General features: G+C 67.3%; 19 protein-coding genes and 1 pseudogene. 11 read left to right on the top strand and 9 right to left on the bottom strand.

Annotated elements, in window-relative coordinates; genetic code table 11:
• Positions 1-90: 90 nt before the first annotated feature.
• Entirely contained in the window at positions 91-1,005 is a 915-nt protein-coding gene (locus tag OU998_RS07945; RefSeq protein ID WP_267516451.1) for a HEPN domain-containing protein, read from the bottom strand.
• Between the two features lie 459 nt (positions 1,006-1,464).
• Between OU998_RS07945 and OU998_RS17075 the strand changes: the two genes are divergently transcribed.
• The 7 genes from OU998_RS17075 to OU998_RS07980 all read left to right on the top strand — a co-directional run bounded on the left by OU998_RS17075 (position 1,465) and on the right by OU998_RS07980 (position 10,584).
• A complete protein-coding gene (locus OU998_RS17075) occupies positions 1,465-1,956 on the top strand; it encodes an RNA polymerase sigma factor (RefSeq protein WP_420709821.1) in 492 nt (163 codons plus the stop codon).
• 13 nt (positions 1,957-1,969) lie between these two features.
• Positions 1,970-2,953 (top strand): FecR family protein, encoded by a 984-nt coding sequence (locus tag OU998_RS07955; RefSeq protein WP_267516453.1) that lies wholly within the window; start codon positions 1,970-1,972, stop codon positions 2,951-2,953.
• Positions 2,954-3,010: 57 nt separating this feature from the next.
• Positions 3,011-4,279: a prolyl oligopeptidase family serine peptidase gene (locus OU998_RS07960; RefSeq protein ID WP_267516454.1), complete on the top strand. Its 1,269-nt coding sequence runs from the start codon at positions 3,011-3,013 to the stop codon at positions 4,277-4,279.
• A gap of 193 nt (positions 4,280-4,472) precedes the next feature.
• Positions 4,473-4,979, top strand: a complete 507-nt coding sequence (locus OU998_RS07965) for an RNA polymerase sigma factor (RefSeq protein ID WP_267516455.1) — start codon at positions 4,473-4,475, stop codon at positions 4,977-4,979.
• Positions 4,969-5,943, top strand: a complete 975-nt coding sequence (locus OU998_RS07970) for a FecR family protein (protein ID WP_267516457.1) — start codon at positions 4,969-4,971, stop codon at positions 5,941-5,943. The genes OU998_RS07965 and OU998_RS07970 overlap by 11 nt, the downstream gene beginning before the upstream one ends.
• 97 nt (positions 5,944-6,040) lie before the next feature.
• Complete coding sequence (locus OU998_RS07975) at positions 6,041-9,190, top strand: TonB-dependent receptor (protein ID WP_267516459.1); 3,150 nt, start codon at positions 6,041-6,043, stop codon at positions 9,188-9,190.
• A gap of 11 nt (positions 9,191-9,201) precedes the next feature.
• Positions 9,202-10,584, top strand: coding sequence for a purple acid phosphatase family protein (locus OU998_RS07980; protein ID WP_267516460.1), 1,383 nt, complete (start codon positions 9,202-9,204; stop codon positions 10,582-10,584).
• Positions 10,585-11,022: 438 nt separating this feature from the next.
• Here the strand turns inward: OU998_RS07980 and OU998_RS07985 are convergent, their stop codons facing one another.
• From OU998_RS07985 to OU998_RS07995, 3 genes are all read right to left on the bottom strand, one after another.
• Complete coding sequence (locus tag OU998_RS07985; protein WP_267516462.1) at positions 11,023-12,762, bottom strand: asparagine synthase C-terminal domain-containing protein; 1,740 nt, start codon at positions 12,760-12,762, stop codon at positions 11,023-11,025.
• Entirely contained in the window at positions 12,762-13,376 is a 615-nt protein-coding gene (locus tag OU998_RS07990) for a lasso peptide biosynthesis B2 protein (protein WP_267516464.1), read from the bottom strand. The genes OU998_RS07985 and OU998_RS07990 overlap by 1 nt, the downstream gene beginning before the upstream one ends.
• Before the next feature lie 305 nt (positions 13,377-13,681).
• The gene (locus tag OU998_RS07995; RefSeq protein WP_267516465.1) at positions 13,682-14,170 is read right to left on the bottom strand and encodes a helix-turn-helix domain-containing protein; all 489 of its coding nucleotides are present in this window, start codon (positions 14,168-14,170) and stop codon (positions 13,682-13,684) included.
• 217 nt (positions 14,171-14,387) lie between these two features.
• On the opposite strand from OU998_RS07995, the gene OU998_RS08000 reads away from it, so the two are divergent.
• From OU998_RS08000 to trbB, 4 genes are read left to right on the top strand one after another with little or no spacing between them, the layout of a single operon-like run.
• Complete coding sequence (locus OU998_RS08000; RefSeq protein ID WP_267516467.1) at positions 14,388-14,984, top strand: GntR family transcriptional regulator; 597 nt, start codon at positions 14,388-14,390, stop codon at positions 14,982-14,984.
• Positions 14,981-16,861: a type IV secretory system conjugative DNA transfer family protein gene (locus OU998_RS08005; protein ID WP_267516468.1), complete on the top strand. Its 1,881-nt coding sequence runs from the start codon at positions 14,981-14,983 to the stop codon at positions 16,859-16,861. Before OU998_RS08000 ends, OU998_RS08005 begins: the two co-directional genes overlap by 4 nt.
• A complete protein-coding gene (locus tag OU998_RS08010; protein ID WP_267516470.1) occupies positions 16,848-17,291 on the top strand; it encodes a hypothetical protein in 444 nt (147 codons plus the stop codon). Before OU998_RS08005 ends, OU998_RS08010 begins: the two co-directional genes overlap by 14 nt.
• Entirely contained in the window at positions 17,288-18,241 is a 954-nt protein-coding gene (gene trbB / locus OU998_RS08015) for a P-type conjugative transfer ATPase TrbB (RefSeq protein WP_267516472.1), read from the top strand. The genes OU998_RS08010 and trbB overlap by 4 nt, the downstream gene beginning before the upstream one ends.
• Before the next feature lie 706 nt (positions 18,242-18,947).
• Here trbB and OU998_RS17080 read toward each other — a convergent pair.
• The 5 genes and pseudogenes from OU998_RS17080 to OU998_RS08040 form a co-directional block, all read right to left on the bottom strand.
• Positions 18,948-19,958 (bottom strand): annotated as a pseudogene (locus OU998_RS17080) (hypothetical protein); the annotation flags it as partial.
• Between the two features lie 176 nt (positions 19,959-20,134).
• Positions 20,135-21,136, bottom strand: a complete 1,002-nt coding sequence (locus tag OU998_RS08025; RefSeq protein ID WP_267516474.1) for a DNA/RNA non-specific endonuclease — start codon at positions 21,134-21,136, stop codon at positions 20,135-20,137.
• A gap of 83 nt (positions 21,137-21,219) precedes the next feature.
• Positions 21,220-22,557 (bottom strand): vWA domain-containing protein, encoded by a 1,338-nt coding sequence (locus OU998_RS08030; protein WP_267516476.1) that lies wholly within the window; start codon positions 22,555-22,557, stop codon positions 21,220-21,222.
• A gap of 20 nt (positions 22,558-22,577) precedes the next feature.
• A complete protein-coding gene (locus OU998_RS08035) occupies positions 22,578-23,828 on the bottom strand; it encodes a lipase family protein (protein WP_267516477.1) in 1,251 nt (416 codons plus the stop codon).
• Between the two features lie 22 nt (positions 23,829-23,850).
• Positions 23,851-26,025, bottom strand: coding sequence for a PQQ-binding-like beta-propeller repeat protein (locus tag OU998_RS08040; RefSeq protein ID WP_267516479.1), 2,175 nt, complete (start codon positions 26,023-26,025; stop codon positions 23,851-23,853).
• Between the last annotated feature and the right edge of the window lie 334 nt (positions 26,026-26,359).

Consider the following 26,359-nt stretch of genomic DNA (forward strand, 5'->3'; position numbering starts at 1 on the left):
ATCGGTTGAAGATACACTTCCTGGCCAGGTTCTGACGCCCGCTCCTGCCGCATTTGCGATGTTCAGCGGGAGCTTCGCGGGGAGCAAGGCTCAGCCTGTGGCGTCGCGCCGCAGCATCTCAATCCGAGCGCGGCAGGCGGGGTCAATCAGCGCTTGTAGGCGCCGCGCCGCCGTGAACAGCCACGCCAGGTCCTCAACTGAGAGATCGTAGTTGTCGGCGTAGCGGGCCTCGACATACGCCCGCTTCAGCATCTCGAACCGTCGTCGATCAGCGCGCTGCTCGCGTGGCCACGCAGCGACGAGGGCTTGATCCATCGCTTCGGCTTGGGATCGGAGGAACTTGATGTTGTGAGATCGCGGAAAATAGAAGGCGTGGACTAGGAGGAAGCACGCGTAGGATCGCTCGACGGCTTGATGAAGGAGGAAGGCGGCGTCCTTCCTATTTCCGCGCTCATCCGCATATGAAGCTAAGTCCAGTGCGCTGCCGATCTTTTCCGACCATTCAGCGAAATACCGCTCCGCCATCTCGACCGCTTCCTGCGGCGTCAGCGGCTTGGGCGTGGCGAAGGCGTGGCCGGGGAGGGCGTAGAGTTCGACGCCGTCCTGGATGACGCTGGTCCAGAAATACTGGCCCTGGGTCAGGCCCTGGTTCACCTCGCCCATGGTGTGGACGATGAGATTGACGATGCGGCCGATGGCGGGGTCGCGGGCGATCTTGTCTTCGGCGACATACCAGTAGTGGGAGATGTCCGTCAGATTGGGATGGCTGACGATGGCGAGGATGTCGAAGTCGGACTGGTAGCCGGTCTCGGGCGCATCGACCCAGTCGTCGCGCGAATAGGAGCCGAACAGGATCAGCTTGAGGATCTTGCCGTCGCGCCGCCAGGACTGGGTCGGGCCGCCGCCGGCCTGGATGGCGCGGTCGAATTCGTCGAGCAGGATGGTCTTGATCCGCTCCAGCTCGCGCTGCTGGCGCTCGGGCAGATGGTCGAGGGCGTCCTTCATGATGATTCGAGTCTAGCACGAGAGGAGCGGGACGGCAGCGCATGGGCCGGTGGTCGCGGTTGTGCTGCGACGAATGGAATCAGGCGGGGTGCCCGACCGGAAGTGTGAGAACATGACTGTTGGCATGGCCGACGCCTTTGGCGCGGGGCGCTTGGACAGGGCGGCGGCAATCCGGTCGGACAGCGGCATTCTACGTCAGGTTCGTCGGGTCGCAACCCGGCCTCTTGTCAGGCGGCGATTTCTGGATGAGACTCCTGGTGCGTTCGTAGGGACGCCGAGGCGTGAGAACCTCGATTGAACTGTTCGACCTGATGTTACGCTCCGGTGCTCGGGTGGCGTGCGCGTATGTCCAGGCCTTGCCCTTTGGGGCGAGGCTAAAGGCGCTCGCGCGTGTCTCAATCCACGTTCTCAACATCCGGCATCGGCCGGGTTCGCCTCTTTGCGAAAGGAGGCGGACCCGTGTCGGATCAGAGCCAGCGCATCGGAAGGCGAGACGGCCGTCTGGCCGGACTCTATCGCGATCACGGCGGCTGGCTGACCCGGTCCCTGCGCCGGCGCTTCGGCGAGGAGAGCGACGATATCGCCCACGAGACCTGGAAACGGATGGTGGCCTTTTATGGCGACGCCGTTGAGGTCCGGTCGCCTCGCGCGCTCCTGCTGACGATCGCCCGCCGATGCGCGGCGGACCTGGGCCGTCGTCGGGCGCGTGGCGACGAGACCCGCAGCGGTCTCGATTGGGGCAATCAAGGCGCCGCCGCCGCTCAGGACGAAGCGCTTCTTCTGCAGCAGATCATCCTTGGGTTGCCAGAACCGCTGCGCGATGTCTTTGTGATGTCGCGTTTTGTCGGTCTCAGCAACGCCGAGATCGCCGAGCGTCTGGGCATCGCCCAGAAGACCGTTGAATGGCGGATGACCAAGGCCCTGGCGCATTGCGCGGCCCAGCTCCGCTAGAATGGGGCGGACGATGAAAAGCCCGACCAATCGGGTGCGAACGGCCGAGCGTGAAGCGGCGGAGTGGCATCTCCGCCTCGGGGCGCCGCGCGTGAGCACGCAAACCGTTCAAGACTTCTTCGAATGGCGGCAGGATCCCGAGAACGCCGCCGCCTATGGCCGTGTCGAATCCGTCTGGACGGGCGCGCGGGCGCTGTCCGGCGCGCCCGCCGTCGGCGAGGCGGTCGCAGCAGCCATGGCGCGCAGCCCCCGGCGGCCTTGGTCGCCCCGAGGCGTCGCTGCGCTCGCCGGCGCCCTGGCCGTCCTTGTGGCCGTTGCGGGGGTCGGGCTCTGGGCCTCGCAGCGCAACCTCTATCGCACCGAGATCGGCGAGCAACGCGTCGTCACGCTCGCAGACGGGTCGTCGGTCCGCCTGGATACGGATTCGGTCGTGCGGGTGCGCTTCGTCCAGGGTCGCCGGGACGTACGGCTCGTGCACGGCCAGGCGTTGTTCACCGTCGCTCATGATCCGACGCGGCCTTTCGTCGTCCTGGCCGGCGACACCGCCGTGACCGCCGTGGGCACAGTGTTCGACGTCCGACGCACGGGAGCGGCCGCGCGGGTCACCCTCGTCTCCGGCGTGGTTGAGGTTCGAGGTCCGGTCGGCGGTCCTCAGCGGCGGCTGACGGCGGGTCAGCAGGCGACCCTGTCGCGCGCCGGGCCGGTCGTGCGCGCCGTGGACGTCCGCAGCGTCACCGCGTGGAGCCAAGGCCGTCTCGTCTTTCGCGACACGCCGCTCGCCGAGGCGGTGGCCGAGGCCAACCGCTATCTGGAGGATCCGATCGTGCTCGACGCCCCGGCGCTCGCCCAGGCGTCCGTCAACGGCGTGATCCGCACCGGCGACAGGGCCGCCTTCGTGGAGGTGGTGTCTGCGACCTTCGATCTGAGGTCTTCCCGGGATCCGGACGGCCGGCTTCGTCTGACGGCTGAAAATAATTCGCGGAGGGCTCCGGGGTAGACCGGGGTCCAGGCGGTCTCTCTCCCCGACGTCATTCGCGTCGTGGGGAGAGAAGTGATGAATCGAGTGAGCTTGTTGTGCGGCTGCGCCTTGGCGACAGCGGGATTCGCGGCCGGCCCGGCCGGGGCGGAGGCGGCGCGGACCTACGCCATCCCGGCCGGAAGCCTGGCCGACGTCCTGAACCTCTACGCGTCCCAGTCGGATCGGCAGATTTTCTTTCCGACGGCCCTGGTCGAGGGTCTTTCCTCGGACGGGCTGACAGGGCGCTACGGGCCGGACGCGGCGTTGGACCGCCTTCTGGCCGGGACGGGTCTGACTTGGTCGACCACCCGTCCGGGCCTCATCTATCTGCGCAGGATCGAAGCCGACGTCCGTCCGCCGGCGGCGGCGCAGCTGTCCGAGATCGTCGTGACCGGCACCCTGTTGCGGTCCTCAGGGCCGCCGTCGTCTCCCGTGACGACGCTGGATCGCGACGCGCTGGACCGGAGAGGCCTGGGCACGGTGGCCGAGGTTCTGGCCGAACTGCCCCAGAACTACGCCGGGGCGGGCACGCCGATCGCGACGACCACGGGCGCGGACCGGGGCGGCTCCAACGGCGCCTATGCCTCGAGCGTGAACCTGCGGGGCCTGGGGCCGCAGTCGACCCTTCTGCTGATCGACGGCCGGCGTCTGGCCGGCTCCGGCTTCCGCGGCGAGCTGAATGATCTGTCCGCCGTTCCGTCCGGCGCCGTCGAGCGCGTCGATGTCCTCCTCGACGGCGCCTCCGCCATCTATCCGGCTCTGCCGGCCGATCGGGTCGGCCTGCTGGGCCACAGCCATGGCGGCTATCTGGTCCTCGGTATGGGCGCGCGGTCCTCACGCTACCGGGCGATCATCTCCTGGGCCGGCATGAGCGATCTGGCCGGGGAGTGGGGCGAGTTCACCCCCGTCAGCCGCACCGCGCCGGTCGACTTCGCGACTCTGCGCCAGCAGAGCGGCTGGGTCGAGACCGGCCAGGGCGAGATCGACGGGCCGCCTTACCGGAACCCGGACGCCTATGTGGCGGCCAGCCCCTTTTACGAGGCGGACCGGATCCGGGCGCCGGTCCTGCTGATCACCGCCGACCGTGATTTCGTGCCTGTGTCGCAGTCCGAGCGGATCTTCAGCGCGATCAATCGGGAAGGCGGTCGGGCGCGGCTCGTCACCTATTGGGGGGAAGGGCATTTCAACTGGAGCCCGGCCAATATCCGCGATGTCTACCGAGAGATCGTCGACTGGTTCGATGAGGCCTTTACTGCCTCGTCAGTCGCAACGACCCGCGTCGGATCCAGGCTTTCAGAGCCGTAATCCTGATGTGGTTTTCATGGCATGGGTGGACGACTACGTCGAACTGGAAGGCGGGCCATCTCGGCGGAAATCCGCTCTTCGGCCTCCCGCGCGGTGATCCCGATCTGCCCGTCTGAAGTCAAAACGACATCAACTCGTCGAGTTTTCGTTACGCGCCGCATCTATATCCGCCCCTTCGATAAGGGGCGGCCAGTTGAGTCACGAGCACGAGGTGGGGCAGGCGCTTGTGACGCACAATCGTGCGCTTCTCGCCTATGTGCGACGGAGACTGGCGTCGAGCGCCGATGCGGAAGATGTCGCGCAGGAGGCCATTCTGCGTGTTCTTTCCCGAGCGCGCGTGGCGCTGATCACGGATCCCCTATCCTATGCGATGCGGGCCGCCCGCAACATTCTGATTGATCGCGCGCGCCGGTCGGACTCCACGCCCTTTGACGATTTCGGCGACGCGGACCATCAAGCCGACGACGCCGCGTCACCCTTGGAAGCGCTGGACATGAGCGAAAGGCTGCGCCTGTGTCAGAAAGCCCTGGAGGCTATGCCCGCCGTGCGCCGCGAGGTGTTCGTGAGACGCCGCGTCGGCGAGGAACCCTATGACCAGATTGCCCGCGAATTGAACATGTCGGTCGAGGCGGTTCAGAAACACTATAGTCGCGCCGCTCAGACGCTTCGCAAGACGGCGGAGGGGCGTCATGTCGATTGAATCCTTTGACGCTCGTGACGACCGGGCGGCGGCGCTTTGGGCGGATGAAAAGCAAGGGGGCGGCTGGACGCCCGCGCGGCAGTCCGATCTGGACGCCTGGCTGGCGGGGCGGCCGGATCGACAGCGGCTGCTGGACCAGCATGAGGCCCTGATCGCCGATCCGGCCGTCCTGTGGGCGGCGCGGCGAGCGGCTCACAGGACAGTGAAGCCGGGCCTGTTCGCCTCGACGCCGGTCTGGATGAAGGTCTGGGCGCCGGCGGGCCTGGCCGCCTGTGTCGCCGGCGCGGCCCTGTTCGGCGCAACCTCCTCCCTTCGGGGAGATCTGATCGTGGGTCGCCGCGGTGCTCCGCAAGCTGTGGCCCTGGCGGATGGGTCGGCGGTTCGACTGAATGGCGCAAGCCAGGTTCGTGTCTTGCTGGGCGACACGGAACGGCGATTGCGACTGGACGGCGAAGGCTTCTTCGAAGTCGCCCATGACGCCGGCCGCCCGTTCACGGTGGAAGCCCAAGGGGTGCGGGTCACTGCTGTCGGCACGCGGTTCAACGTGGACTCTCTCGAGACCCCCGACGGCCCGATGGTCGAGGTCGTGGTGTTCGAAGGCGCTGTCGATGTGACGCCGAGCAAGGGCGGTGTCGTGAGAATTCGGGCCGGGGAGCGCGCCCGTGTGTTGAAGGGCGATGTGCAGCGCGCCAGCCTGCGACAAGCCGAGGCCGAGACCGATTTTCCATCATGGGCCAAGGGGTGGCTGGAACTGGATGAAGCGACCCTGATCAGCGTGATCGGCGATCTGAAACGGGCCACAGGGGTGGAGGTCTCGCTCTCCGATCCACAGCTTGGCCGCGCCCTCGTGAGCGGCCGTTTTTCCTATGAGAACCCCGAGAACGCCTTGGCTGCGATCGCCCGCCTTCATGGTCTCAGATTGACCCGAAAAGACGCTGGTCAGTATCTGCTGTCTGACGCTTAGGTGACGGATAAAGCAAGTTTTCAAGACGGGTGTCAGGACCGCGATGTTCGTCGTCTTCCCCAATAGCGGCCAGGTTCGGCCGCGGGGGATCTATCATATGCGTATTTACAAGACCGGCCTCCTTGCGGCGGCCGCCGTCGCCGTCCTGACATCCGCCGCCGCCCCGGCCCAGGCCTGGCAGGCCGCCAGCAGCGCCGAGGCGCGCGCCACCCTCAATATCCCGGCGCAGGATCTGGGGCGCGCGATCCAGGCCCTGTCACGTCAGACCGGCCTGCAGATCGTCTTCGATCCTGAACTGACGCGGGGGCTGCGGGCTCAGGCCGTTTCCGGCTCGATGACGCCCCGCGAGGCGCTCCGCCGGATGATTGCAGGTTCCGGGGTTGAGGCGCGCGAAGTGCGCGGCGTTCTGACCCTGGTGCGTCAGTCTGCCGAGGCCTTGACGCCCAGTCCGGATGCGACGGTGTTGGAGGAAGTGGTCGTGGTCGGCTACGCCGCCGGCATGCGGCGCTCGCTGGACGCCAAGCGCGACGCCGACTTCATCTCGGACGTCATCAGCGCCGACGACATGGGCGACCTGCCGGCCAATAACGTGGCCGAGTCCCTGTCGCGCCTGCCTGGCGTCAACGCCGTGCGCAACCACACCACGGGCGAGGGCGACCGGATCACGATCCGCGGCCTGTCGACCGAGCTGAACAACTACACCATGAACGGCGTCCGCATCGGCGGCACCGGTTCGCCGGACGACAGCTTTTATCGCGGCGTGCGGTTGAGCTTTCTGCCGCCGGAAGGCATCGACTCCATCACTGTGGTCAAGAGCCTGACGCCGGACCGCGACGGCGACGCCCTGGGCGGCTCCATCGACATCCGTACGCCCACGGCCTTCGACCACAAGCCAACCTATGGCGTCCTGTCGGCTTCGGCCGGGTTCCTGGACAAGTTTGACGACAAGACTTCGGGCGAGGTCTCAGGCTCTTTCGGCCGCCAGTTCAACGACCACTGGGGCGTATTCGTCACCGCCAGTTGGTCGCGACGCAAGTCCCAGTTCGAACAGAACGGCGTTGATGGCGATAACCAGCCCCCTGTCTGGTATGAAGACAGCGAGAGCCTGGGCTGGGACACCGATACCTTCGTGCTGCGCGGCATGGACCTGGCGTTCGGCGAGACCGAGGTCGAGCGCAAGGGGTTGAACGCTAGCCTAGACTATCGTGGGGATCGCCACGACTTCCACTTTCGCGGCCAGTTCAATGAATACACCCAGGATGAGTTCGACAACCGGCTGAACTTCCGCAACGATACGGCGAAGAACTCGACGCGACTGACCCAGGTGGACAAGACCGCCACGGACTTGGTCAGCCCGGATGACGCCATCATAGGTTCAGGCGCCAAGGGCAATATCTATTCCTACACGACCGCTCAGATCGTTGATCGGGACGGCGACGGCGTCATCACCGATGCGGACCGATCGACCAAGTCCTACTACACGCTGAACGGCGCCTCGGGCGCCTGGGATCCGCAGGGCTTCCGCCTGCGTCGCTTCTGGGAAGGGTCGCGCGAGACCGGCTCGCTGATGTCGCTGAACCTGGGCGGCGTCAGCCGCTACGGCGATGTGAAGCTGGATTACGACCTGTCCTACGCCAAGTCCGAAGACAATATCGACGACAGTTACGAGATGGAGTTCCGCAGCGACAAATACGGCTGGTTGGGCAACGAAGGCGTCGACATCGTCAACTTCGGCGACAGTCGTTTCCCCAAATGGGTGCTGAACGAGGCCGGCATGGCGGCGGTGCAGGACCCGAATGAATACGACTTCGCCGGTCTGTCCGGCGAGGTCGGCGGGGCGGAAGAGGATCTGTGGCAGGGCCAGTTCAACGCCGAATTTCGGCCCGTCTCGTCCTGGCTGGAGTCGGTGAAGGGCGGAGCAAAATTCTATTCCTCCAAACGCTCGACCTATAGCGGCGAGTTCCTTGATCTGGATGCGGAAGGGACCCTGGCGGACTTCTCGGCCTTCTACGGCAAGGAGGTCACCGATCTGTTCGACGGCGAATATACGGGCCTCTATCGCCTGGGCGTCGTCATCGACAATCAGGCCATGCTGGCCGAACTCCAGCGGGCGATGAACGGCGACAGCAGCTTCTTCGAAGGCTTCGCCACCGACCCTTCCAGCGCCGAACTCAGCAACGAGGACAGTTTCGAGTTCAAGGAGGACATTCTCGCCGGCTATCTGATGGCGACGGCCCGCTTCGGCGACGCCCAGATCATCGGCGGCCTGCGGGTCGAGAGCACGCGCAACGACATCTCGGCCTATGTGCTGGACGAGGTTCAGGGCGAGCGGTTCACCACGGACAAGAGCGACTTCGTCAATGTCCTGCCGTCGATCCATCTGAACTATGCGCTGAACCGCAGCACCAAGGTGCGCGCCGCGATCTGGACCAGCTTCGCCCGTCCCGACATCGCCCGTATGACCTCGGCCCGGGAATACAGCTACGACACCGATCCGGACGGCGACGGCGATGAGAACCCCACCTCGGACTGGGTGCTAATCGGCATCGAACAGGGCAACCCCGACCTGAAGCCGATGAGGGCGATCAACTACGATCTGTCGATCGAGCGCTACAACGGCGACACCGGCGCCTATTCGCTGGGTCTGTTCTATAAGGATATCGAGAACTTCCTGTTCCGTTCGGCCTCCAGCAATATCCGCGACGGCACGGCGGGGGCGAACATCGGGCCGGACGGCGTCACCATCTCCATGCCCAACAACGGCAAATGGGCCGAGGTTTACGGCGTCGAGATGAGCGCTCAGCAGATCTTTTACTGGTTGCCGGGCGCCCTGTCGGGCCTGGGCGCCAGCGTGAACCTGACGCTGCAGCGCTCGGAAGCCGAGACCGGGATTTCGTGGCACCCGGAGGGCTATACTCTGCCGCTGATGGAGACCCCCGAGGCGATCGCCAATGTGCAGCTGTTCTGGCAACACAGCGGATGGGAAGCCTATGCCGCCTACAGCTACCAGTCCGAGTTCCTCGAAGGCATTCAGGATTTCGGCAACAATCCCTACGAGCAGGACTATGAGTTCGTGGACCTGAACGTGCGGCGCAAACTGTGGGGCGGCGCAACCGCTTCTCTGCAGGTGCAGAACCTCTTCGACAGTCACACCTACTGGTACACGGCCGGGTCAAGCACCGAGTCCAGCCGGGCCTATATCAAGAACGGGCGGTCGATCTCGCTCGGCCTGACCTACGTGTTCTGAGGGGGATGAAAATGATGTTTGCTCGCACCCTCATGCTTGGGGCCGCTGTCGCGGCCCTGGGCGTCTCCACCGGCGCCCTGGCCCAGACGCAACGGCCGGATCGACCCGAACCGGCGCCGGTCCAGGTGTCCGAACACCCGATAGCGCCGGCGACGGTTCAGCCGGAGCGGATCATTCTGAACCTGACGGCCGATCCGGCGCATCAGATGGCCGTCACCTGGCGCACCGCGCCGGGCCTGGACGGTCAGGTGGAGTTCGCCGAGGCCCAAGATGGGCCGGACTTCATCGCCTCCGCCGTTCGTGTGGCCGCGACCACCGACGACGCGGTGCTGGCCGTGCGTGAGGCGGCGGAATTCCGCGCCGCCTATCATTCGGCCGTGATGACGGGGCTGAAGCCGGCGACCGTCTACGTCTACCGGGTCGGTTCGGGCGGGGCCTGGTCGGAATGGCTGCAGTTCAAGACGGCGGCTGCGACGCCGGAGCCCTTCACCTTCCTGTATTTTGGGGACATGCAGAACAATATCCTCAGCGAGGCGTCGCGCACGCTGAGGATGGGGTTCCGCAAGGCGGGCGACGCGGCCTTCGTCATCCACGCCGGCGACCTAATCAACCGGCACGACAGCGACAATGAATGGGGCGAATGGTTCGCCTCGGGCGGCTTCCTGTACGCCCAGACCCCGCAGATGCCGACGCCGGGCAACCACGAATACGGCCGCGGTCCGATCCTGAACCCCCAATGGCGGCGGCAGTTCACCCTGCCGGAGACCGGGCCGGCGGGCGTCGAGCGGCTGAAGGAAACCGCCTGGACCGTCGATTATCAGGGGCTGCGCCTGATCTCGATCGACGCGCCGCTGTTCCATGGCGACGAGGCCATGCGGGCCGAAATGGTGCGATGGCTGGACCAGGTGCTGGCCGATAATCCAAACCGCTGGACGGTGCTGTTCCTGCACTTCCCGCTGTTCTCGATCGATCCCGACCGGGACAACAGCCGCGTTCGCGACGCGCTGAAGCCGCTGATCGACAAATATGGCGTGGACCTGGTGCTTCAGGCCCATGACCATGGCTATGCGCGCGGCGCCATAGGTGAGGGCGTCATGACCAACGCCGGCCCTGGCCACAGGTCGGACCATGGCTCGACCTATGTGGTGTCGGTCGCTGGGCCGAAGATGTATCCGGTGGCGAACCTGAGCTGGGCGGACCGGATGGCGGAGCGGACCCAGACTTTCCAGACCCTGGACGTGTCGCAGGAGGCGGTGGTCTATCGCGCCTTTACCGCGACGGGCCGGGAACTGGACGCGTTCCGCCTGACAAAAGGTGAGGACGGAGTAACCAGGGTGGAGGCGCTCACCCGCGACAGTCCAGGCACACCAAGGGCGCTCCCTCCGTCAGCATAATACGGCGCTCTCGGCGGCCGTCCTGGACAAGGCGTGGGCGTAGCGTTCGAATCTCGGGCGACGGTAGGAAGCTGTCCTGCCGTCGTTGCCCGCATGAACCCGCCGACCAAGACCGGATTTTACAGATAGTTAGATAAGCGTTTGTGTTTATTAGATTTATACCGACAGTGTTTTACGCTCTAAGTGTTGGTTTCGTCGTCGGAAGTTCCAGAATTTTTCACCGTTTTTCTGGACTGCCTGAAACGGCGAGCTTACCTGCAAAGGAGGAAACTTCAGCGATTTCGACGAAGACGATGGTGGGTGATGTAGGGTTCGAGCCTACGACCCGCTGAGTCAGAGTCTGTGGCGATCCGGCAACCAACAATGGCGCAGTCCGGCGGTCCCAACGCTTGCGAAGAGAACGGCGCTGCGGGTCTGTTGACGATGCGTGAACCGATCTCACCGCGCCTCCAGGCGCGACGACCAGGACCGAGCCCAGGCCTCGAGGGCCAAGGTGATCATGATCTCGCCGTACCCGCCGCGCCACGCGAGCGCTTCTGGCGTCAGGGCGGCTTCGGCGAGGGTCCGGTCGATCAGGCCTTGTTGCGCCAGGACGCCGTCCAGCAGCCAGGGGCGAAGGCGGGGGAGGCCCGCCGCCAGCATCCGGCCGTAGACCGAGGTCATATGGCCCTTGCTTCGGCGGAGCCGGATGAGATCGGGGAGACGATCCGCAAAGGCGAGTCGGGCCAGACCCCTGTCCCGGTCGCCGGCGAGGATCCAGGCGGGCAGGGCCAGGCAGGTCTCGACGACGGGCTGGGACAGAAGGGGCGCCAAGGCCTCGATGGCGTCGTTGGACGGCGAGGGCGACTGTCGCCCCACGCCGTCGAGCACCCCGGCGATCTGCAGCGCCTTGGCCGGGCCGAGCGCGGCGCTGTCAGGTTGGAGCCAGGGCGACGAGGACGCCTCGGGTCGCGGGGCGCTCACGAAAGGCGCCGCCCGGATTGCGGTGGCCGCCGCGCGCGGCCTCCAGGACCGCGCCTGCGCAACCAGGTCCCAGACGGACACCTCGTCCAGGGCGGCGAGCCGAGGCAGGGCGGGGTGGAACAGGGCCATAGGCCCCTGGGCGCGCCAGAGGTCGGTGACGATGTCGCCGGTGGCGGCCTGGACCAGGATGGAGTCGCCGCCGCGTCCGGTCATCACCGCCGTCGCCCCGGCCTGGCGCAGGCGAGACGCCCACAGGGCGTCATGGGCGGGGTCCAGGGCGTTGAGCCCGGGTCGGAACCCGCCCGACACCGCCGCCAACCGTTCGGGCGTGACGGCGCCGGCCGAGTGTCTCAGGGTCTCGAGCGGAAAGCTCAGGTGATCGGCGAGGGCCTGCGCATAGGCCCGTTCGTCGCCGTCCGGATTGTCGGTGTAGAGGTTGAGCCACAGGCGGACCGGCGCGCCCACGGCGCGTAAGGATCCGGCGACAAGGCTCGAATCGAGACCGCCGGAGACCTCCGCCGCCAGATCGGGCGAGGCGGCGGCCAGACCCTCGACCGCCTCGTCGAGGCTCTCGCGCAGACGCGCCGCCGCCTCGGCGGGCGTCGTCGCCGGCTGCGCGCCCCGCCGGGCGACATTGATCGGTCGCCAGAGACGGATCGGGGGCTGGGTCAGCGGAAGCGGCTGAAGGGCGCCGGGCCCGACGGCGACTGGTCCGTCGAGGAGCAGATCCTCCCAGACTGATAAGGGATCGTGCAGGGCGGCGCCGACCCGCGGCCAGGCGATTCGCCAGCCGGAGCGGGCGGGTTCGAGCCAGGCGGGGGGCGCGGAGGCGGCCAGGGTCAGGCCCGCGTCTTCCCAGACGACGCAATCCAGGCCGCCGCCGACGTCCCGCAACAGGGCGGTCGCGCCGCAGGTCCCGACCCGCACCCCGACATAGGCGCCCCAGAACCGGGCGAGCAGACCGTGTTCGAACCGGTGCGGATCGGTCTCGGCCGCTGCGAAGCGCGGCGCACGGCGCGGAATGACTCGACCGATCAGGCGCCAGGGCCCGACCCGGACGACGGCGGGCTCGCCGCCGCCGGGCGTTGCGAGCCAGACGCCGGGATCGAGACGGCTCAGGGTCCAGCCGGCCCGCTGCGCGCGATCCGCCAGATGGCGCGCCCGGGCCTCGAGCGCCGGTTGAGGCGCGCTGATCAGCACATAGGGGCTCGGCATCAGAACACCGCGATCGGCGTATAGACGCGAACCCGCTCCAGCCGGTCGCCGATGACGCGGTCGTCGATCTGAAGCCAGCAATGGGCCGCGAACGGCCAGGTGCGCACGCCGAACACCCAGTCGGTCGCCACGCCGCGGCGGGCCAGGCGTCGCCTCAGCTGAAAGGCGCGTTGCAGACAGGCGCCGTTCGCCGGCGTCCACGGCAGGGCGGCCGCGAAATCGGCGGCGATGACGGCGGCGCGCGCCCCGGGTCTGGGATGGAGGCGGGGCGGCCGGACCAGTTGATGCAGGGCGCGTTTGCGGAACACCAGGGCGTCGGCCCAGGCCTCGGCGACGCCGATCAGGCGCGCCGCGCCTGGAGTAGGCTTGGCCGACACGGCCCGGACGGGCGACGTCAACGGCTTGCGGCGCCTCTCGGGCGCGGCGAGCGCGAGGTAGCCCGCGCCGAAGAAGGCGGTCTCCAAGTCCGGCGAAGCCGCGATCGCGCCGTTTGCGGCGAGCGTGACCTCGTCCGCGCGCGCGAACAGGCAGGCGTAGTCGTCGGCGTAGAGGTCCAGGATGAGCAGATCGTCCCCGACCTTGGCCATGTGGACGCCGCGGGAGAGAAAGGGCATGGGGCCAGCCGGTTGGGCGACCGCCGGGGCGGTCGCCCGTCCCGTTCACATCGGGGTGCGGCTGGGCAGGACGGCGAGTTCGATGAATTCGCCAGGCTGGCCGTCGAGGGTCAGCGCGCGGGCGCTGCCGAAGCGAACGAACAGGGGGGTGGTGGAGGTTTTCATCTCGGTCTCCTTGAGTTGTCGCCACGGATGTGGCGAGCCCAGTGAGCGCGCGCTTCGAACAGAAGCGAAGCTATATTTGGCGTATATTTGACGGCGTGTCGCCTATGCTTTGAAGGGGCTAGCGTCTTCGGTTCGAGCGGTCAGGGCTTACGGGTTGACTGTGGTCGTGCGGCCGCGAGATCGCGTCCGCTCTCGCTGAGCCACTGGGCGGCGGAGGGGTCTTCGGCTTCCTGGGCCAGACCGTCGTACATGGCCACGACCGCGTCGATGATCGCCCGCGTGCTGAGACGGGCGAGGCGCGGACCCACCCGGGCCTCGAACTTGAGGGTGGCCGATATCAACACGGTCGCGAACTGGTTGTCGGCGCTGTGGAGGGCGAGATCGGGCGCGCCGAGGAGCAGGCTCATCCAGAGCGCGTGGGGATCGCTGTCGGTGGCCCGGGCGAAGCGGCGGATGAGATCGGGATTGAGCCGCATCCGACCGCTTTCGAACCGCTCGTAGGTGCGCAAGGTCACATTCATCCGCTCGGCGACCGTCTGCGCGGTGAGCCCTCGGTGGAGCCGCACACGTTTGACGGTCCCTGAGGTCAGGGCGCCATCACTCGTCTGTACGGAAGCGGACTGGGTCATGAACTGGGGGATTTGTCGGCGACGACGACGGAAATAGCAACCAAGGGTGTTCTTTGGATTTCCACAAGCGTTGTTGCGCGTTCTGGCGGGCGGCCCGACATAATGTGGCGGGTCGCCCGAAAAAAGGCCGCAAAACCGGGCGTCGCCGGTTGCGAGGCGCTGAAATTCCGTCCGGATAGGGACGTATTTCGTTCTCGGCGTCTCAAGGGCGATCCTTATGATCCGCACCCGCGATACCTTCGCCCAGGCGCTCGGCGCCCTGCGTCATTCGGCCCGCTCGGGCGGGTTCGCGCCGGGGCGACCGGTCGTCATCCAGGACGAGGCTCGCCGTCTTCGTCTCTCGACCACGCCGGTCCGCGAAGCCCTGTCGTGGATGTGTGGAGAAGGGCTTCTCGAGCGGGCGCCGCTCGGGGGCTTCGTCGCGCCGCGCCTGGACGCCTCGATCCTGGCGAACCTCTACCGGTTTCGCCTCCTGTGTCTGCAGGACGCCCTGACGCGCGGGGGCGAGTGGACCGTCGAAGGCCCAAAAGCCGGCCGGCTGGAGGTCGCGGACGTCTTCCGGCACCTGACGGCCAGCGTCGGGGATTCGATTCTGGGCGCGGCTTTCGAGGGCGTGCAGGCCCGTCTCGACCCCCTCGCTGCGGTGGAGTGCGAGATCCTGTCGGACCTCGAGGCGGAGGTCGAGACCCTCCTTGCGGCGCCGGACGCCGGACCGCCGCAGGGCGCCCTGGAGGCCTATCACCATCGCCGCATGCACGCCGCGCCCCGTCTGGCCCTGGCGCTGGCTCAAGGCGCAGGGCGGGCGGGCCAATGAACCGGACCGGTCTCCTCGGCCTCGGGGCGGGCCTCGTCCTGGGGCTCCAGGCGGCGAGCCAGATGTTCGCCTGGACCTATGGCGCAGCGCCTGCTCTGGGGCCCGCCTGGCGGCCATCGCCTCAGATCGCCCTGTATCCGCCCTGGGCGATCCTGATCTGGCGGGACCGGTTCAGGACGCAGGCGCCTGATGCGATCGCTCGGAGCGGGATGGCGGCGCTACTGGGCGCGGTGGCCGGTCTGGCTCTCGGGGCGATGACAGGCAAGGGGCGTCAGCGTCGCATTCGTGGCTGGGGCGGCCTCCGGGACGCCAGGGCGGCGGGCCTGCTTGAAGACGGCGGCGCCGTGATGGGTCTGCTGAACGGGCGGCTGCTGGCCACCTCGGATCTGCGGCCGAGTCTGGTGACCGGCGGCACGCGGAGCGGCAAGGGGCGGGGGCATGTCGTGCCGACCCTGCTGTCCTGGCCGCAGAGCGTCCTGGTTCACGATCCCAAGGGCGAGCTCTGGACCCTGACGGCCGGCTGGCGGTCGCGCTTCTCCCACAGCGCGCGCTTCGCGCCGCGTGATCGCGTGTCCGCGCGCTGGAACCCCTTGGCGGAGATTCAGCCCGGCCCCGGCGAGCTGGCCCAGATCCAGCGGCTGGTCGCCATCCTGTCCGATCCCGGCGGCGTGCGCGACGACGAGGCGATCTGGGACAAGGCGGCCTCGGAAATCCTCGAAGCCGTGATCCTGCATGTGCTCTATACGGCGCAGGACGCCGGCAAGACCCTGCTGACGGTGCGCGAGTTGCTGGCTGATCTCGATGATGCGGCCGAGATCATGCTCAAGACCCTGCATCGACCGGGCCCGGACGGCGAACCCGAGACCCACCCCTTCATCGCCGTGGCGGTGAAGGGCTACGCCGCCATGCACGACCGGTTCCGGACCTCTGTCCAGGGGACAGCGCGGTCCTATCTCAAATGGTTGGCCGGCGAAGATCTCGAGCGGACCCTGTCGGCCTCGGATTTCGGGGTCGGGGATCTGATGTGCGCCCGCAGTCCGATCTCCCTGTATATTCAGGTGGCGCCGGCGGATGCGGCCGCATTGAGACCCCTTGTGCGGCTGCTGTTCTATTCAGCCGCGCAGGCGCTGACGGTGGCGGAGACGCAGGACGCCGCGGGACGGACCAAGCGTCACGCCCTGCTGATGCTGATGGACGAGTTCCCGCTGCTCGGACGGCTGGCCTTCTTCGAGAAGTCGCTGCGGCTGATGAGCGGCTACGGCATCAAGACGATGTTCGTGGCCCAATCGCTCAACGACATCGTCGAGACCTATGGCCCGCACAATGGGATCTTGGACAACTGTCATGTTTATACGGCCTTTTCGGCCCTGGATCCCCTGACCCAGGACAAGGTGTCGAAGCTGACGGGGACCGTGTCGGAGCGGCGCACGACCCGCAGCGGACCGGCCCTGCTGGGCGCCGGACGCCATTCGGTGTCGCATTCGGAGATGGAACGTCCCTTGCTCGAACCCGGCGAAATCCGGGCTTTGCCCGACGACGAACAGCTGGTGTTTGTCGCCGGCCAAAAACCGTTGCGGACCAGGAAGCTGCGGTACGACCGACGCGAGCCGTTCCGAACGCGGGCCAAGTCCGCCGCGCCGGATCAGACGGTCCGGCTCGACCTGCCGCCGGCGCCCGTCCACCCGTGGGCCGGCCGCCGCAGCCTGGGCCGGGACGAGGCGGCGCAGCTGCCGCTGTTCAAGGAGGTGGCGGCGGCGATGGAGGACAAAAAGACCGTCGCCCGGGTGGCCGGGGTGATGGGGCGGGTGGCTGAAACCTTCGCCGCCGACGAGGCGGTGCTCGATCATTTGCAAGGACGACGTGATGGCCAGGACTAGCGCTCCAGCCTGCCGCGTGCAGGTCTATCTCACCGACCCCAAGGTCGCCGGCGCTCTCAATCGCGAGGCGCGAACGGGGAGAATCCCCCTGAGCCAGGCGGCCGGCCGCGCCATCAGCCGCGGCCTGAAGACGTCGCCGCAGGCCGATCCCGAGGACCGGCTGCTCCGGCTGGAGCGATCACTGCGGGATCATATGCGCGCCGCCGCCCGCGACATGCAGATTGTCCAGGAACTGCTGATCGAGGTGGCGCGCGCCTTCTTTCTGCGGCTGCCGGACGGGATTGTCGACGAGGACCCCACCGTGCAGGCCGCCGTGGAGGCGCGGATCGAACGCCTCCTGGACGCCACCGCCGCCCGGATCGTCGCCGGCGCGGCCAGGGAGCGCCAGTCGCGCGACGCCGCCGTGGCGGCGAAGCCGTCCGAGCCATGAACGCCCATAACCTCGCCGGCGAGCGCAAGCGCGAGGCGCTTCGTCATGCGCTCGGACCGGACGTCCTCGCCGCCCTGCTTGCGGACGACGTCGTCGAAATCCTCGCCAATCCGGACGGCCGGCTTGTGATCGACCGGATCGGCGAGGGGCGATGCGACACCGGGACGGTCCTGTCGGCGCAGGCGCGCGAGCGGACCATCAAGCTGATCGCCGACCATATGGGCGAGAGCGTCGCGCGTGAGACGCCGCGCCTGTCCGGGGTGCTCCCGGGATCGGGCGAGCGTTTCCAGGGGCTTTTGCCGCCGCTCGTGTCCGCCCCCGCCTTCTCGATCCGCAAGCGACCGGTCGTGATCTGGGGGTTGGACGACTATGTGGCGCACGGGATCATGAGCGCCGCCCAGGCGCGGGTGGTGAGGGCGGCGGTCGTCGCGCGCTCGAACATCCTCATCTCGGGAGGGACAGGATCGGGCAAGACCACCCTGGCCAACGCCGTCCTCGCCGAGCGGGGCTTCGCCGAAGACCGGGTCTTTCTCATCGAGGATACGCCTGAACTCCAATGCACGGCGTGGGATTGCGTCAGTGTCCTGACCCGACTCGATCCCGCGATCGGGGTGGTCGATCTGGTGCGGGATGCGCTGCGGATGCGGCCGGACCGGATCGTTGTGGGCGAAATGCGAGACGGGGCAACGGCGTTGGAGACTTTAAAGAGCTGGAACACCGGCCATCCCGGCGGGCTTTCAACCCTCCACGCCAACTCCGCCTTTGACGTGGTGCGGCGGATCGAAGGCCTGCTTGACGAGGTCGCCGTGCGCAGGCCCGCACGTCTGGTGGCCGAGTCCGTTGATCTGATCGTGCATATCGGCAGGGGCGCGGCGGGCCGGCGTGTCGAGGACATCCTGGTTGTCGAGCCCGGGCTCGACGGCGCGATCTCCACGCGCGCGGCGGTCTGAAGACCGTCAGACGCCGGACATCATCGGCCAGAGACGCCCAAAACCCGTGAGGGCATGGGGCGCCCTACACGTCCGGGCCGATGCGCAACCGCCCCGTCGGGCGCGGGAAGATCTTTCGGCCGGCCAGAGGCGGGACGAACCTCTGCGCCAGGGCGGCGAGGAGGCCGAGGCGGTCGTGCAGGACGGGCTTGAGGGGCAGGGCGGCCTTGTAGCTTTGCGGCGCATGGGCGGCGAGCGCGTCGTCGAACCCGGCGCCGGTCCAGACCGCGTCGAGCGCCACGAGGGTCTTTTCAATCTGCTCGTAGGCGACCAGGGCGCGCCGCCATCTGTGCTCGTCGAAATCGAAGGCTCCTGCGGCGAACCGCGCGCCGACCGCCTGCCCATAGCGCATCAGGGCCTGCGAGCGGGCCCTGGGCATGGTCAGGTTCAGACCGCCCTCCTGCGGCGTCAGATAGACCTTGGCGATGCGTTCGCGCTGTCCGGGCATCCGGGCCAGCAGCTGGTCCTGCCAATCCTTGGCCGAACCCAGGACGCCGTTGGCGAAGCCGGCCAGGCTTGAGACCTCGTAGGTGGGCAGGCCGATCCCGTCCCGGGCGTCGCGCGGGATCAGCACCCGCCGGCTGTCGGTCGGCGCGTCGGGCGGCAGGGCCTCCAGGCTGAGGGCGAAGGTCGGACGCGAAGGCAGGACGGCGTCGAACATGTGGATCGGGAAGTTGCTGCTGATGCCGCCGTCGGTGAACCAGAGCCGGCGCCATTGCGGCTCGACCCGCGCGCCTTTCGGGTCGAGGGACTTCAACAGTCCCGGATGATCGACATCGCGCCACCACAGCGGCACCGCCTGAAACAGGACGGGGAAGCTGAGACTCATTCGCACTGCGACCAGGACGGGAAGGTCGGTCTCCAACGGAAAGCTCGGATAGCGGCTGTCTCGACCCTTGTTGCGTCGGCGGGCGAGGAAGGCGAGGATCGGGGCCGGGAACAGGGCGCGCCAGTCCGCCTCGCGGTAGCTCGCTTGCATGCCCAACGTCGGCAGGGCGTGCGGCCGATGCTGGGACAGATTGGTGGTCACCATCTTGAGGCGGATGGCGTCCGGGCCGCCGTCGCCGAGCAGGTCGCCGAAGGTCAGGGGGCGGGGATGGCCCGGGTCGCCGAAGGCGATGTCCTGAAGGGCGGCGTGCAGCCAGTCCGTCAGGGCCGGCCCGTCGTGGCCGGGCTGCCGCAGCCCCGGGCACAGGCCGAAACCGGTCGATTTCAGGCCGCCGACGAGCCCCGCGAGGCGCAGGCCCAGGCCGATCAGCACGCCGACCCCGGCGCCGAGGAGAACCCCCGCCGTTCCGCCGCCAAGAAGCGCCATAAGCCCGCTCCCGAGACCGGCTCCGGCGACGGCGGAGCCCCAGAAGACCAGGGGCAGGCTCCAGACCCAGCGCCCGGCGCCCTGATGGGCCTGACCGCGCATCAGATACCTCATCAGGGGGGCGTAGCGCGGGGTCGGCTGGAACAGGCTGGCGAGGATGTCCGGCAGGGCTTCGCAGCGCGCCTGCAGACGGCGAAAGCCTTCGGGGTCGCCGCGCACGCTGCGGGCGTATTCGGCGGCGGCGGCGAAGGCGGCTGCGATGGCGCCCGCCGAGGTGCCGCCGATCGAGTGGAACCGATATTTACGGGCCAGTTCGAGAATGGCGTAGGGATAGACGACCCCTGAGGTGACCCCGCCCTTCATGATCAGGTCGCAGCCCGCCTCAGGCCGGGCGAAGGCGTCCTCGGGATAGTCGAACAGGAAGGGGCCGGTCTGGGCGGCGTCCTCGGCCATGGCGTCTCCTTCTCCTTGTGCAACTGCGGACCGGATCCAGGGTTTCACGGATCACCGTTGCGTGGAAGTCCGCCCGAGCCCTTCGCTTAGGGAAGGACGAACACCGCCGGGGTCCCCGACGCCACCACGGCGCCGGCCGTGCGCCGACAGGGTGCGGCGACCAGGCTCCGGAAGGCGGCGCCGGTCACATCCCACAGGACGTCGGCCTCGCGGGGCGCGCCGGACAGGGCTGGAAACAGATCTGACCCCGTGATCTGCTCGAGGATGGACAGACGTGTGACGTGTCCCCGCAGATAATCGATCGCCGCTTGCCCATCGAGATCGATCTGGGTGTGCGGCAGCAGGATCGACAGGGTCTCGACGCCGCCGTCCGGGCGCATGCGGGCCAAGACCTTGAAATAGGCCGAGGGCACGGCCACGCGGGTTCGGCCCGCGCGCGACCGCATGCGCACGGCGTCTTCGTCCGCGTCCCAGGCGCCGTCGCCGTCCTGATCGAACACGGCCCCGTTCAGCACATAGACCGGCGATCCGTCTTCGGCCCAGAACCGGACCAGGGTCTCGAGAATCTGCCAGATCCCGCGGTTGAACTGGCAGAACTGCGGTGTCATGTTGGACATGACGAAACTGTTCATGATGGGGATGTCCCCGAACCCCATGTCGGCGTTGGGGACCATATGGCCCTGATCGAAGATCGGCTCGTCATAGTCCGAGGGTCTCGAAGCGATCGCGCTCGGAATGCGCGGGTCCGGTCGGAAACAGTCGATCCGGCCGCCGGCGAGCGGCTTGAGGCCCAGGACATTGGCCGCCCAGACCGGGCCCTGGAGATCGTCATCATAGGCGATGACATAGTCCCGCTGTACAAGACGCCGGCGCGAGGGATCGTCCTGGGTCGCGGGCGCCCCCCAAGGAAAGACGGACGCAGTCGCCAGATCGCGGTCCCGGGCGTTGAGCCAGAGCTGTCGGTCGGCCGCCTCACGCTCGGCCCGCGTGCAGTCGTGCGCCAGGGCCAGGCCGGGCCAGGCGAGCGTCAGCAGGAGGAGGGCGGCGAGCCCCGGCCGCCTCAGACCCATTATTTCCCGCTTCGCCATGTCCTGCCCTCCATCTTCCGGGTCGGCGCCGCGCGATGACCCCCGGTCCGTCGGTCGTTCGCGCCCGCTCGTGGCCCCCCCCTTTAGACGACAAGGGTGCTGAAGCGGCGTGTGCGACTGAAAGACCGCCCGGTTCTGGGGTTCGAGCCGTCGACGTGCAGGACCACATTATAGGAGCCCGCCTCCGCCGTATGGGGGAAGACCAGGCCGTAGCTGCCGTCTGGCGCTGCGGTCATCCAGTGGACGGACGGAATCTGGGACAGGATCGGCGCCCCGGTCTGTCGTCTCTGATGGGTCTGCAGCTTGGCGATCATCTCATCCCGGCCTTCGCCCAGGAGGTCCGGGTCCGGGATCACCGCCTTGAGGGCCTCGGCGTGCCGAACCAGGGCGTTGGCCACCGAGACCGCCGGGCGATCGATGCTGGCGCGGATGACGAGCCCCTCGACCGGCTGACCTTCGTCGAGGACCTGGGCGCGGGCCACGAGCGGCGCCCCGGCGGTCAGGGTGGCGGGGGCGTCGAAATGGAGATTGACCTGGGTGTCGAACTCAAAGCCGGCGGAGGTGCCCCAAACGGGACTCCCGACGCTGTATTGCACCAGCGTCTGCCAGACGCCGGGCTGAGGATTGGCGAGGTTGAAGATGGCGTAGCCGGGATCGGCGATCACCGGCTGCAGCGGCGAAGTCGCGCCGTTCGGATCGATCAGCACGATATTGATCGCGTATCCGGCCGGATTCCCCGCCGTGTAATAGTAGCTCGGATCGCTCCAGACGACCGAGATCTGCACCTCTTCCGTGTCGGCGGCGATCTGGTTCGGAACCAGTTGGTAGTCGGCGCCCGAATAGGAGGTCAGGGCGTTCGAGGCCGCTGCGACGTCGGGCGGGGTCGCGCGGATGTCGTTGAAGATCGTCATCATCTGATAGGCGTTGGGGGCGTTGTAATATTTGCTGGCCGTGTTCTTGGCCAGCATCGCCTGGAAATAGCTTTGCTGGACGTACTGCCCCAGACCGGCGACGAAGATCGGCGGGGTCGCCCCGAGGATGGGGGTCGGATCGGGGCCGGTCGTCCAATAGCCGTCGCTGAGGAGGACGAAGGCCTTGACCGATCCGGTCGCGTTGGCGATCAACCCGTTCGCCTGCTGCATGGCCTGGCCCATATTGGTCAGGTTTTGGGTGTTCAGCCCCTGGATCGCCTGGGCCGCCAGAGCGGTCTCGTTCAGCGACGGACTGACCGTCACCAGGCCGGGCGGGCTGGGATAGATGACGCTGGAGGTGTCGCCGAAAGCGATCACGCCCAGCTGGTCGTTCGGACGGGCGCTGCGCACGAAGGCCTTGGCGTCGATCTTGACGATCCCCATGGCGCTGCTCATCGATGACGAGATGTCGAGCATGGGCACGACGGAGACGGTGGTTTGGCCGGGCATGGGGTCGTCCTTGCAGGTGATCAGTAGCCGATGGTGCGCGTCGCCGCCGAGCCGGATTCCTCGCCCGGCCCGATCCAGCAATCGAAGGGGATGTGGATGATCTGGCTGCCGTTGGCCCAGACATCGACGAAGGCCAGTTTCCAGGAGTAGTCGTAGAGGTCGAAATAGCCGACGTCGGTCATGGCGAAGGTGATCGAGGCGAGATCGCCGATCCGCTTGCCGGTAGGGATCTTGCCTGGAAACAGGGCGAAGAGGTCATAGGAATCATAGGCCGCCCGCTCGAAGTCATTGTGCCTGGGCAGGTCCAGCACGCCCCAGGACACTCCGAGGATGTTGACGCTGATGTCAGCGTCCGTGCCGGCGCCGAGGGCGTCCGCCGTTTTGACCTTCAGGGTCAGGTCTGTGATCACGGCTGTGGGGTCCACGCCGGGATTGAAGCCGTGGGGCTGACCATATTTGAGGGCCCAATAGTAGCCCGACATGAAATGCTGGATCCAGTCCGGCCCCGTCAGCGGCGTCGCCGTCCCGGCCTTGACGTAGGCGATGTCCGTGGTGCCGCCGGGCGTCCGGCCGAGGTTTGGATGGGCGGTGACCGGGTCCCAGCTCAGTTCGAAGCGTTGGGCGTTCGGCGCGAGGCTGTTCAGCAGGGTCGCGAACGACTGATCGCCCACGAACGGGCAACCGAAGGTGACGAGCTGCGGGGTGGGGGCGCCGGACGGCAGGAAGGCGGCCAGATCCAGGGCGCAGAGGTTGGCCAGGGCGCCGCCCAGACTGTGGCCCGTGATGCGAATCGAGGTCGGCGGCGCGCTGCTTTGCAACTGCGTCTGGACATAGGCGCGCACGCCGGCCTGAACGCCGAGATAGGTGTCGAGAAAACTGTGGTGGACCAGGACGGCGGTCGAGGATCCGCCATGCGGTATGGCCCAGCTCGCCAACTGCACATAGGTGGTGCCGAGGCCGACATCCCAGTTGCCGAGATCGATCTTGACGTCGGGCCAGGAGTTCGTGCCCCGGAAGGCGACGGTGAGGACGCCATTCGCGGTCGTCATCACCCCCCAGTATTTCCCCATGTCCGTCGATCCGTTGGGATTGACGATCGGAGTGAGGGACAGGGCGCTCAGCCAGGCCTGTCGCGAGGCGTAAGCCGTCTTCGAGCCATCGAGATTACCGACGCCGGCCGCGAAATAGGCGTCGGTGTAACCAGCGACATTATAGGCTTGGTTGGCGAGTTCGGCCAACGCATAGACGACAGGATAGTTGATGGCCGGCATGATCTGAATCCTTGTCCGGGTGTCAGCGCCCAACGAGGCTGGTGCGGTAGGCCTTGAACGACCCGGGATCGATCGACGGGGAGGTCGTGACCCCGGCGGCGCCGATCGTCATCGGCTTGCCGACGGGTGCATAGCCGAGGGCGGCCGGGAGCAGCCCGGGCATGGCGTCGTCCACGTTCTGAAGCGCGCGCGCGGCGCTGATGGTCTGTGCGAAGAAGGCGGCGGTCCCGGCGTCGCCGAAACTGGGCGCGCCGAACCCGGTCCAACAGACCTGGCTTACGGTCGGCATGCCCGGCTTTCCGGCGGTCAGGCCGAGATCCAGGGCGGCGAGGGCGGCGAGCGCGCCGCCCCCCCCGAGACCCGCCACCTGGACCATCGGCCGGCCGGACTGGGCCACGGCGGTCAGAACCTGCGATCTCACGGCGAGGTAGCTGGCCAGAACCGTCGCATTGACGTGCAGCCCCGGCGGCGCGTTGGGGCCTCCGATGGTCGCCGGCAAGGGCACGAGCCCTTCGGTCGTCGTGTCGATGTAGGTCATGTAGGCGTTTGGATCGACGCCGAAGGTCACCGCGACAGCCGCCTGATCGGAGCCGGGCAGGGTCACATTGGTCACCCCGACCGTGGCGAAGGTGTTGATCTGGTTGGAGGCGGCGGCGAGCAGATTGGTCCAGCCGCTCGGCAGGCCGCTGAAGCTCGGCGCCTGGCCGTTGTTGGCGTTGGTCCAGCTCGAGAGCATCAGCAGGGCCAGACTATCCAGGGGGACATAGCCCTGAGAAAGCTCAGCTGTGAGGGCGGAAATCTGGTCGCCCGCCGCGAGATAGGCGACGCCCGACAGGACAATGACCGAGCCGCTGGCCGGCGCGCCGGCGTCATAGTGGGCGAGGGTCGCGCCGGTGCCGGCCTGGAGGGCGTAGAGACGGCCCGTGGTCGTGTTGAAATAGATCACGCCGTCTGCAAACTGGGCGGTGCTGGCGATCGGGGCCCCGACATTGACCGACCAGACGGCGACGCCGGTCGATGCGGACACGCAGGCGAAATCGCCCGCGACCGATCCGAAATAGATGTACCCGTTCTGTTGAAGCGGCGCACCGGACACAATTCCGTTGGTGGAATACTGCCAGATCAACGCGCCGTCGCTCTGGCGCAGGGCGACGACCTCATTGGAGTCCGTGCCGAAATAGACATTGGCGCCGTCCGTTTCGACGCCGCCGCTGATCTTGTTGCTGGCGGCATAGGTCCAGACCTGGGCGCCTGTGGCGGCATCGACTGCATGAAGCTGCTGATCCCAGGCGCCGAAATACACGGTTGCGCCCGCAACCACGGGGGAAGAAAAGAGACCCGAGAGGTCGCCTGCGGCGGGGTATCGCCACAACTGCGCGCCGGTGTCGCTGGAAAGGGCGTAGAGGACCCCGTCCGAACTGGGCACGAAGACCCGCTCCACATAGGCGCTGGGCCGGGCGTACACGGGCGCCGAGGCGGCGAAGGTCCAACTCGGGGTTCCGGTGTCCAGGTCGACGGCGTGCAGACCGCCGTTCGCGTCTCCGACATATGCCTTGCGATGCGCATAATTGACTTCGACAGGCGACGTCGCCGCCTGCCCCTCGCCCATCTCCCACAGGATGGCGCTGCTGAGCTGGTCTGCGCAGGTGAGCAGCCTGCTCGCCTGGGCGCTGAACACCGCCCCGCTGTAGACATAGGGCGTGCCGACGCTGGCCTGGCCCTGGGATGAGGACCACAGAACGGCGCCGGTCGGGAGGGATTGGGCCAGCCCCAGCCGGGCGTTGCCGCCGGAGGCGCCGCTGACCAGCGAGAAACGGTTGAGCGCCGGGTCCAGGCTGATGAAACTGCCCCCGGTCGAGGTGACGTTCTGCCCGATCTGAATTTGGGTCGAGCGGACAAGCAGGATGTTGAAACTGGCCCCTGCGCCGGCCGTCGGCTGGAAAACCAGGGCGCCTGCGCTGTTGACGGCGAGACTAAGCTGGCCCGACGCCGTCCGGATTGTCGTCAGGACGTTGGTCGGCGTCACGCTCGCGCCGGGGCCGAAAACGAGGAAGGCCGCCGTCGCTCGGCCGGGCACGGTGATGGCGTAAGGCGCCCCGGTTGGATCGACCTGAGCGGGGTCGTAGCCCAGATAGGCGCCGTTGGCCGTTCTCAACGCCCAAGGATTGGCGACCAAGGTATCGAGGAACTGGGGCATCGAAACTCCTTCTTCCGTCGAACCATGCGCGCTGGGTTAGCAAGGCTTAAGTGTGAACATGAATCGCAAGGGTTGTAAATAGCGACGGGCCTGGCCTCGCTTCGCATGCCTCGGCGCGGAGTCGTCCACTGCCGGCTCAACGGCCTGCGTCCAGGCTGAACAGTCGGAAAATCTTGGTGGAAAGACTTGGCGGGGGCTTCAACGCGTCTGCGCAAGTCGGCGGGCGCGCGTTGGCGCACAGGGCGGCGGCGTCATGGCGGTTATGGTCAGGGACAAGTCGGTCAAAGTCGTTCAAGAGTTGACCGCAAGTCATCTGAAAAAACACAGAAAATTC

It is taken from the genome of Brevundimonas sp. SL130 (genome assembly GCF_026625805.1).
GTDB lineage: Bacteria > Pseudomonadota > Alphaproteobacteria > Caulobacterales > Caulobacteraceae > Brevundimonas.

Excerpts from the sequence above, each read along its gene's own strand:
- OU998_RS07945 (WP_267516451.1), bottom strand. The coding sequence starts at position 1,005 with ATGAAGGACGCCCTCGACCATCTGCCCGAGCGCCAGCAGCGCGAGCTG.
- OU998_RS07955 (WP_267516453.1), top strand. The coding sequence starts at position 1,970 with ATGAAAAGCCCGACCAATCGGGTGCGAACGGCCGAGCGTGAAGCGGCG.
- OU998_RS07960 (WP_267516454.1), top strand. The coding sequence starts at position 3,011 with ATGAATCGAGTGAGCTTGTTGTGCGGCTGCGCCTTGGCGACAGCGGGA.
- OU998_RS07970 (WP_267516457.1), top strand. The coding sequence starts at position 4,969 with ATGTCGATTGAATCCTTTGACGCTCGTGACGACCGGGCGGCGGCGCTT.
- OU998_RS07975 (WP_267516459.1), top strand. The coding sequence starts at position 6,041 with ATGCGTATTTACAAGACCGGCCTCCTTGCGGCGGCCGCCGTCGCCGTC.
- OU998_RS07980 (WP_267516460.1), top strand. The coding sequence starts at position 9,202 with ATGATGTTTGCTCGCACCCTCATGCTTGGGGCCGCTGTCGCGGCCCTG.
- OU998_RS07985 (WP_267516462.1), bottom strand. The coding sequence starts at position 12,762 with ATGCCGAGCCCCTATGTGCTGATCAGCGCGCCTCAACCGGCGCTCGAG.
- OU998_RS07990 (WP_267516464.1), bottom strand. The coding sequence starts at position 13,376 with ATGCCCTTTCTCTCCCGCGGCGTCCACATGGCCAAGGTCGGGGACGAT.
- OU998_RS07995 (WP_267516465.1), bottom strand. The coding sequence starts at position 14,170 with ATGACCCAGTCCGCTTCCGTACAGACGAGTGATGGCGCCCTGACCTCA.
- OU998_RS08000 (WP_267516467.1), top strand. The coding sequence starts at position 14,388 with ATGATCCGCACCCGCGATACCTTCGCCCAGGCGCTCGGCGCCCTGCGT.
- OU998_RS08005 (WP_267516468.1), top strand. The coding sequence starts at position 14,981 with ATGAACCGGACCGGTCTCCTCGGCCTCGGGGCGGGCCTCGTCCTGGGG.
- OU998_RS08010 (WP_267516470.1), top strand. The coding sequence starts at position 16,848 with ATGGCCAGGACTAGCGCTCCAGCCTGCCGCGTGCAGGTCTATCTCACC.
- trbB (WP_267516472.1), top strand. The coding sequence starts at position 17,288 with ATGAACGCCCATAACCTCGCCGGCGAGCGCAAGCGCGAGGCGCTTCGT.
- OU998_RS08025 (WP_267516474.1), bottom strand. The coding sequence starts at position 21,136 with ATGGCGAAGCGGGAAATAATGGGTCTGAGGCGGCCGGGGCTCGCCGCC.
- OU998_RS08030 (WP_267516476.1), bottom strand. The coding sequence starts at position 22,557 with ATGCCCGGCCAAACCACCGTCTCCGTCGTGCCCATGCTCGACATCTCG.
- OU998_RS08035 (WP_267516477.1), bottom strand. The coding sequence starts at position 23,828 with ATGCCGGCCATCAACTATCCTGTCGTCTATGCGTTGGCCGAACTCGCC.
- OU998_RS08040 (WP_267516479.1), bottom strand. The coding sequence starts at position 26,025 with ATGCCCCAGTTCCTCGATACCTTGGTCGCCAATCCTTGGGCGTTGAGA.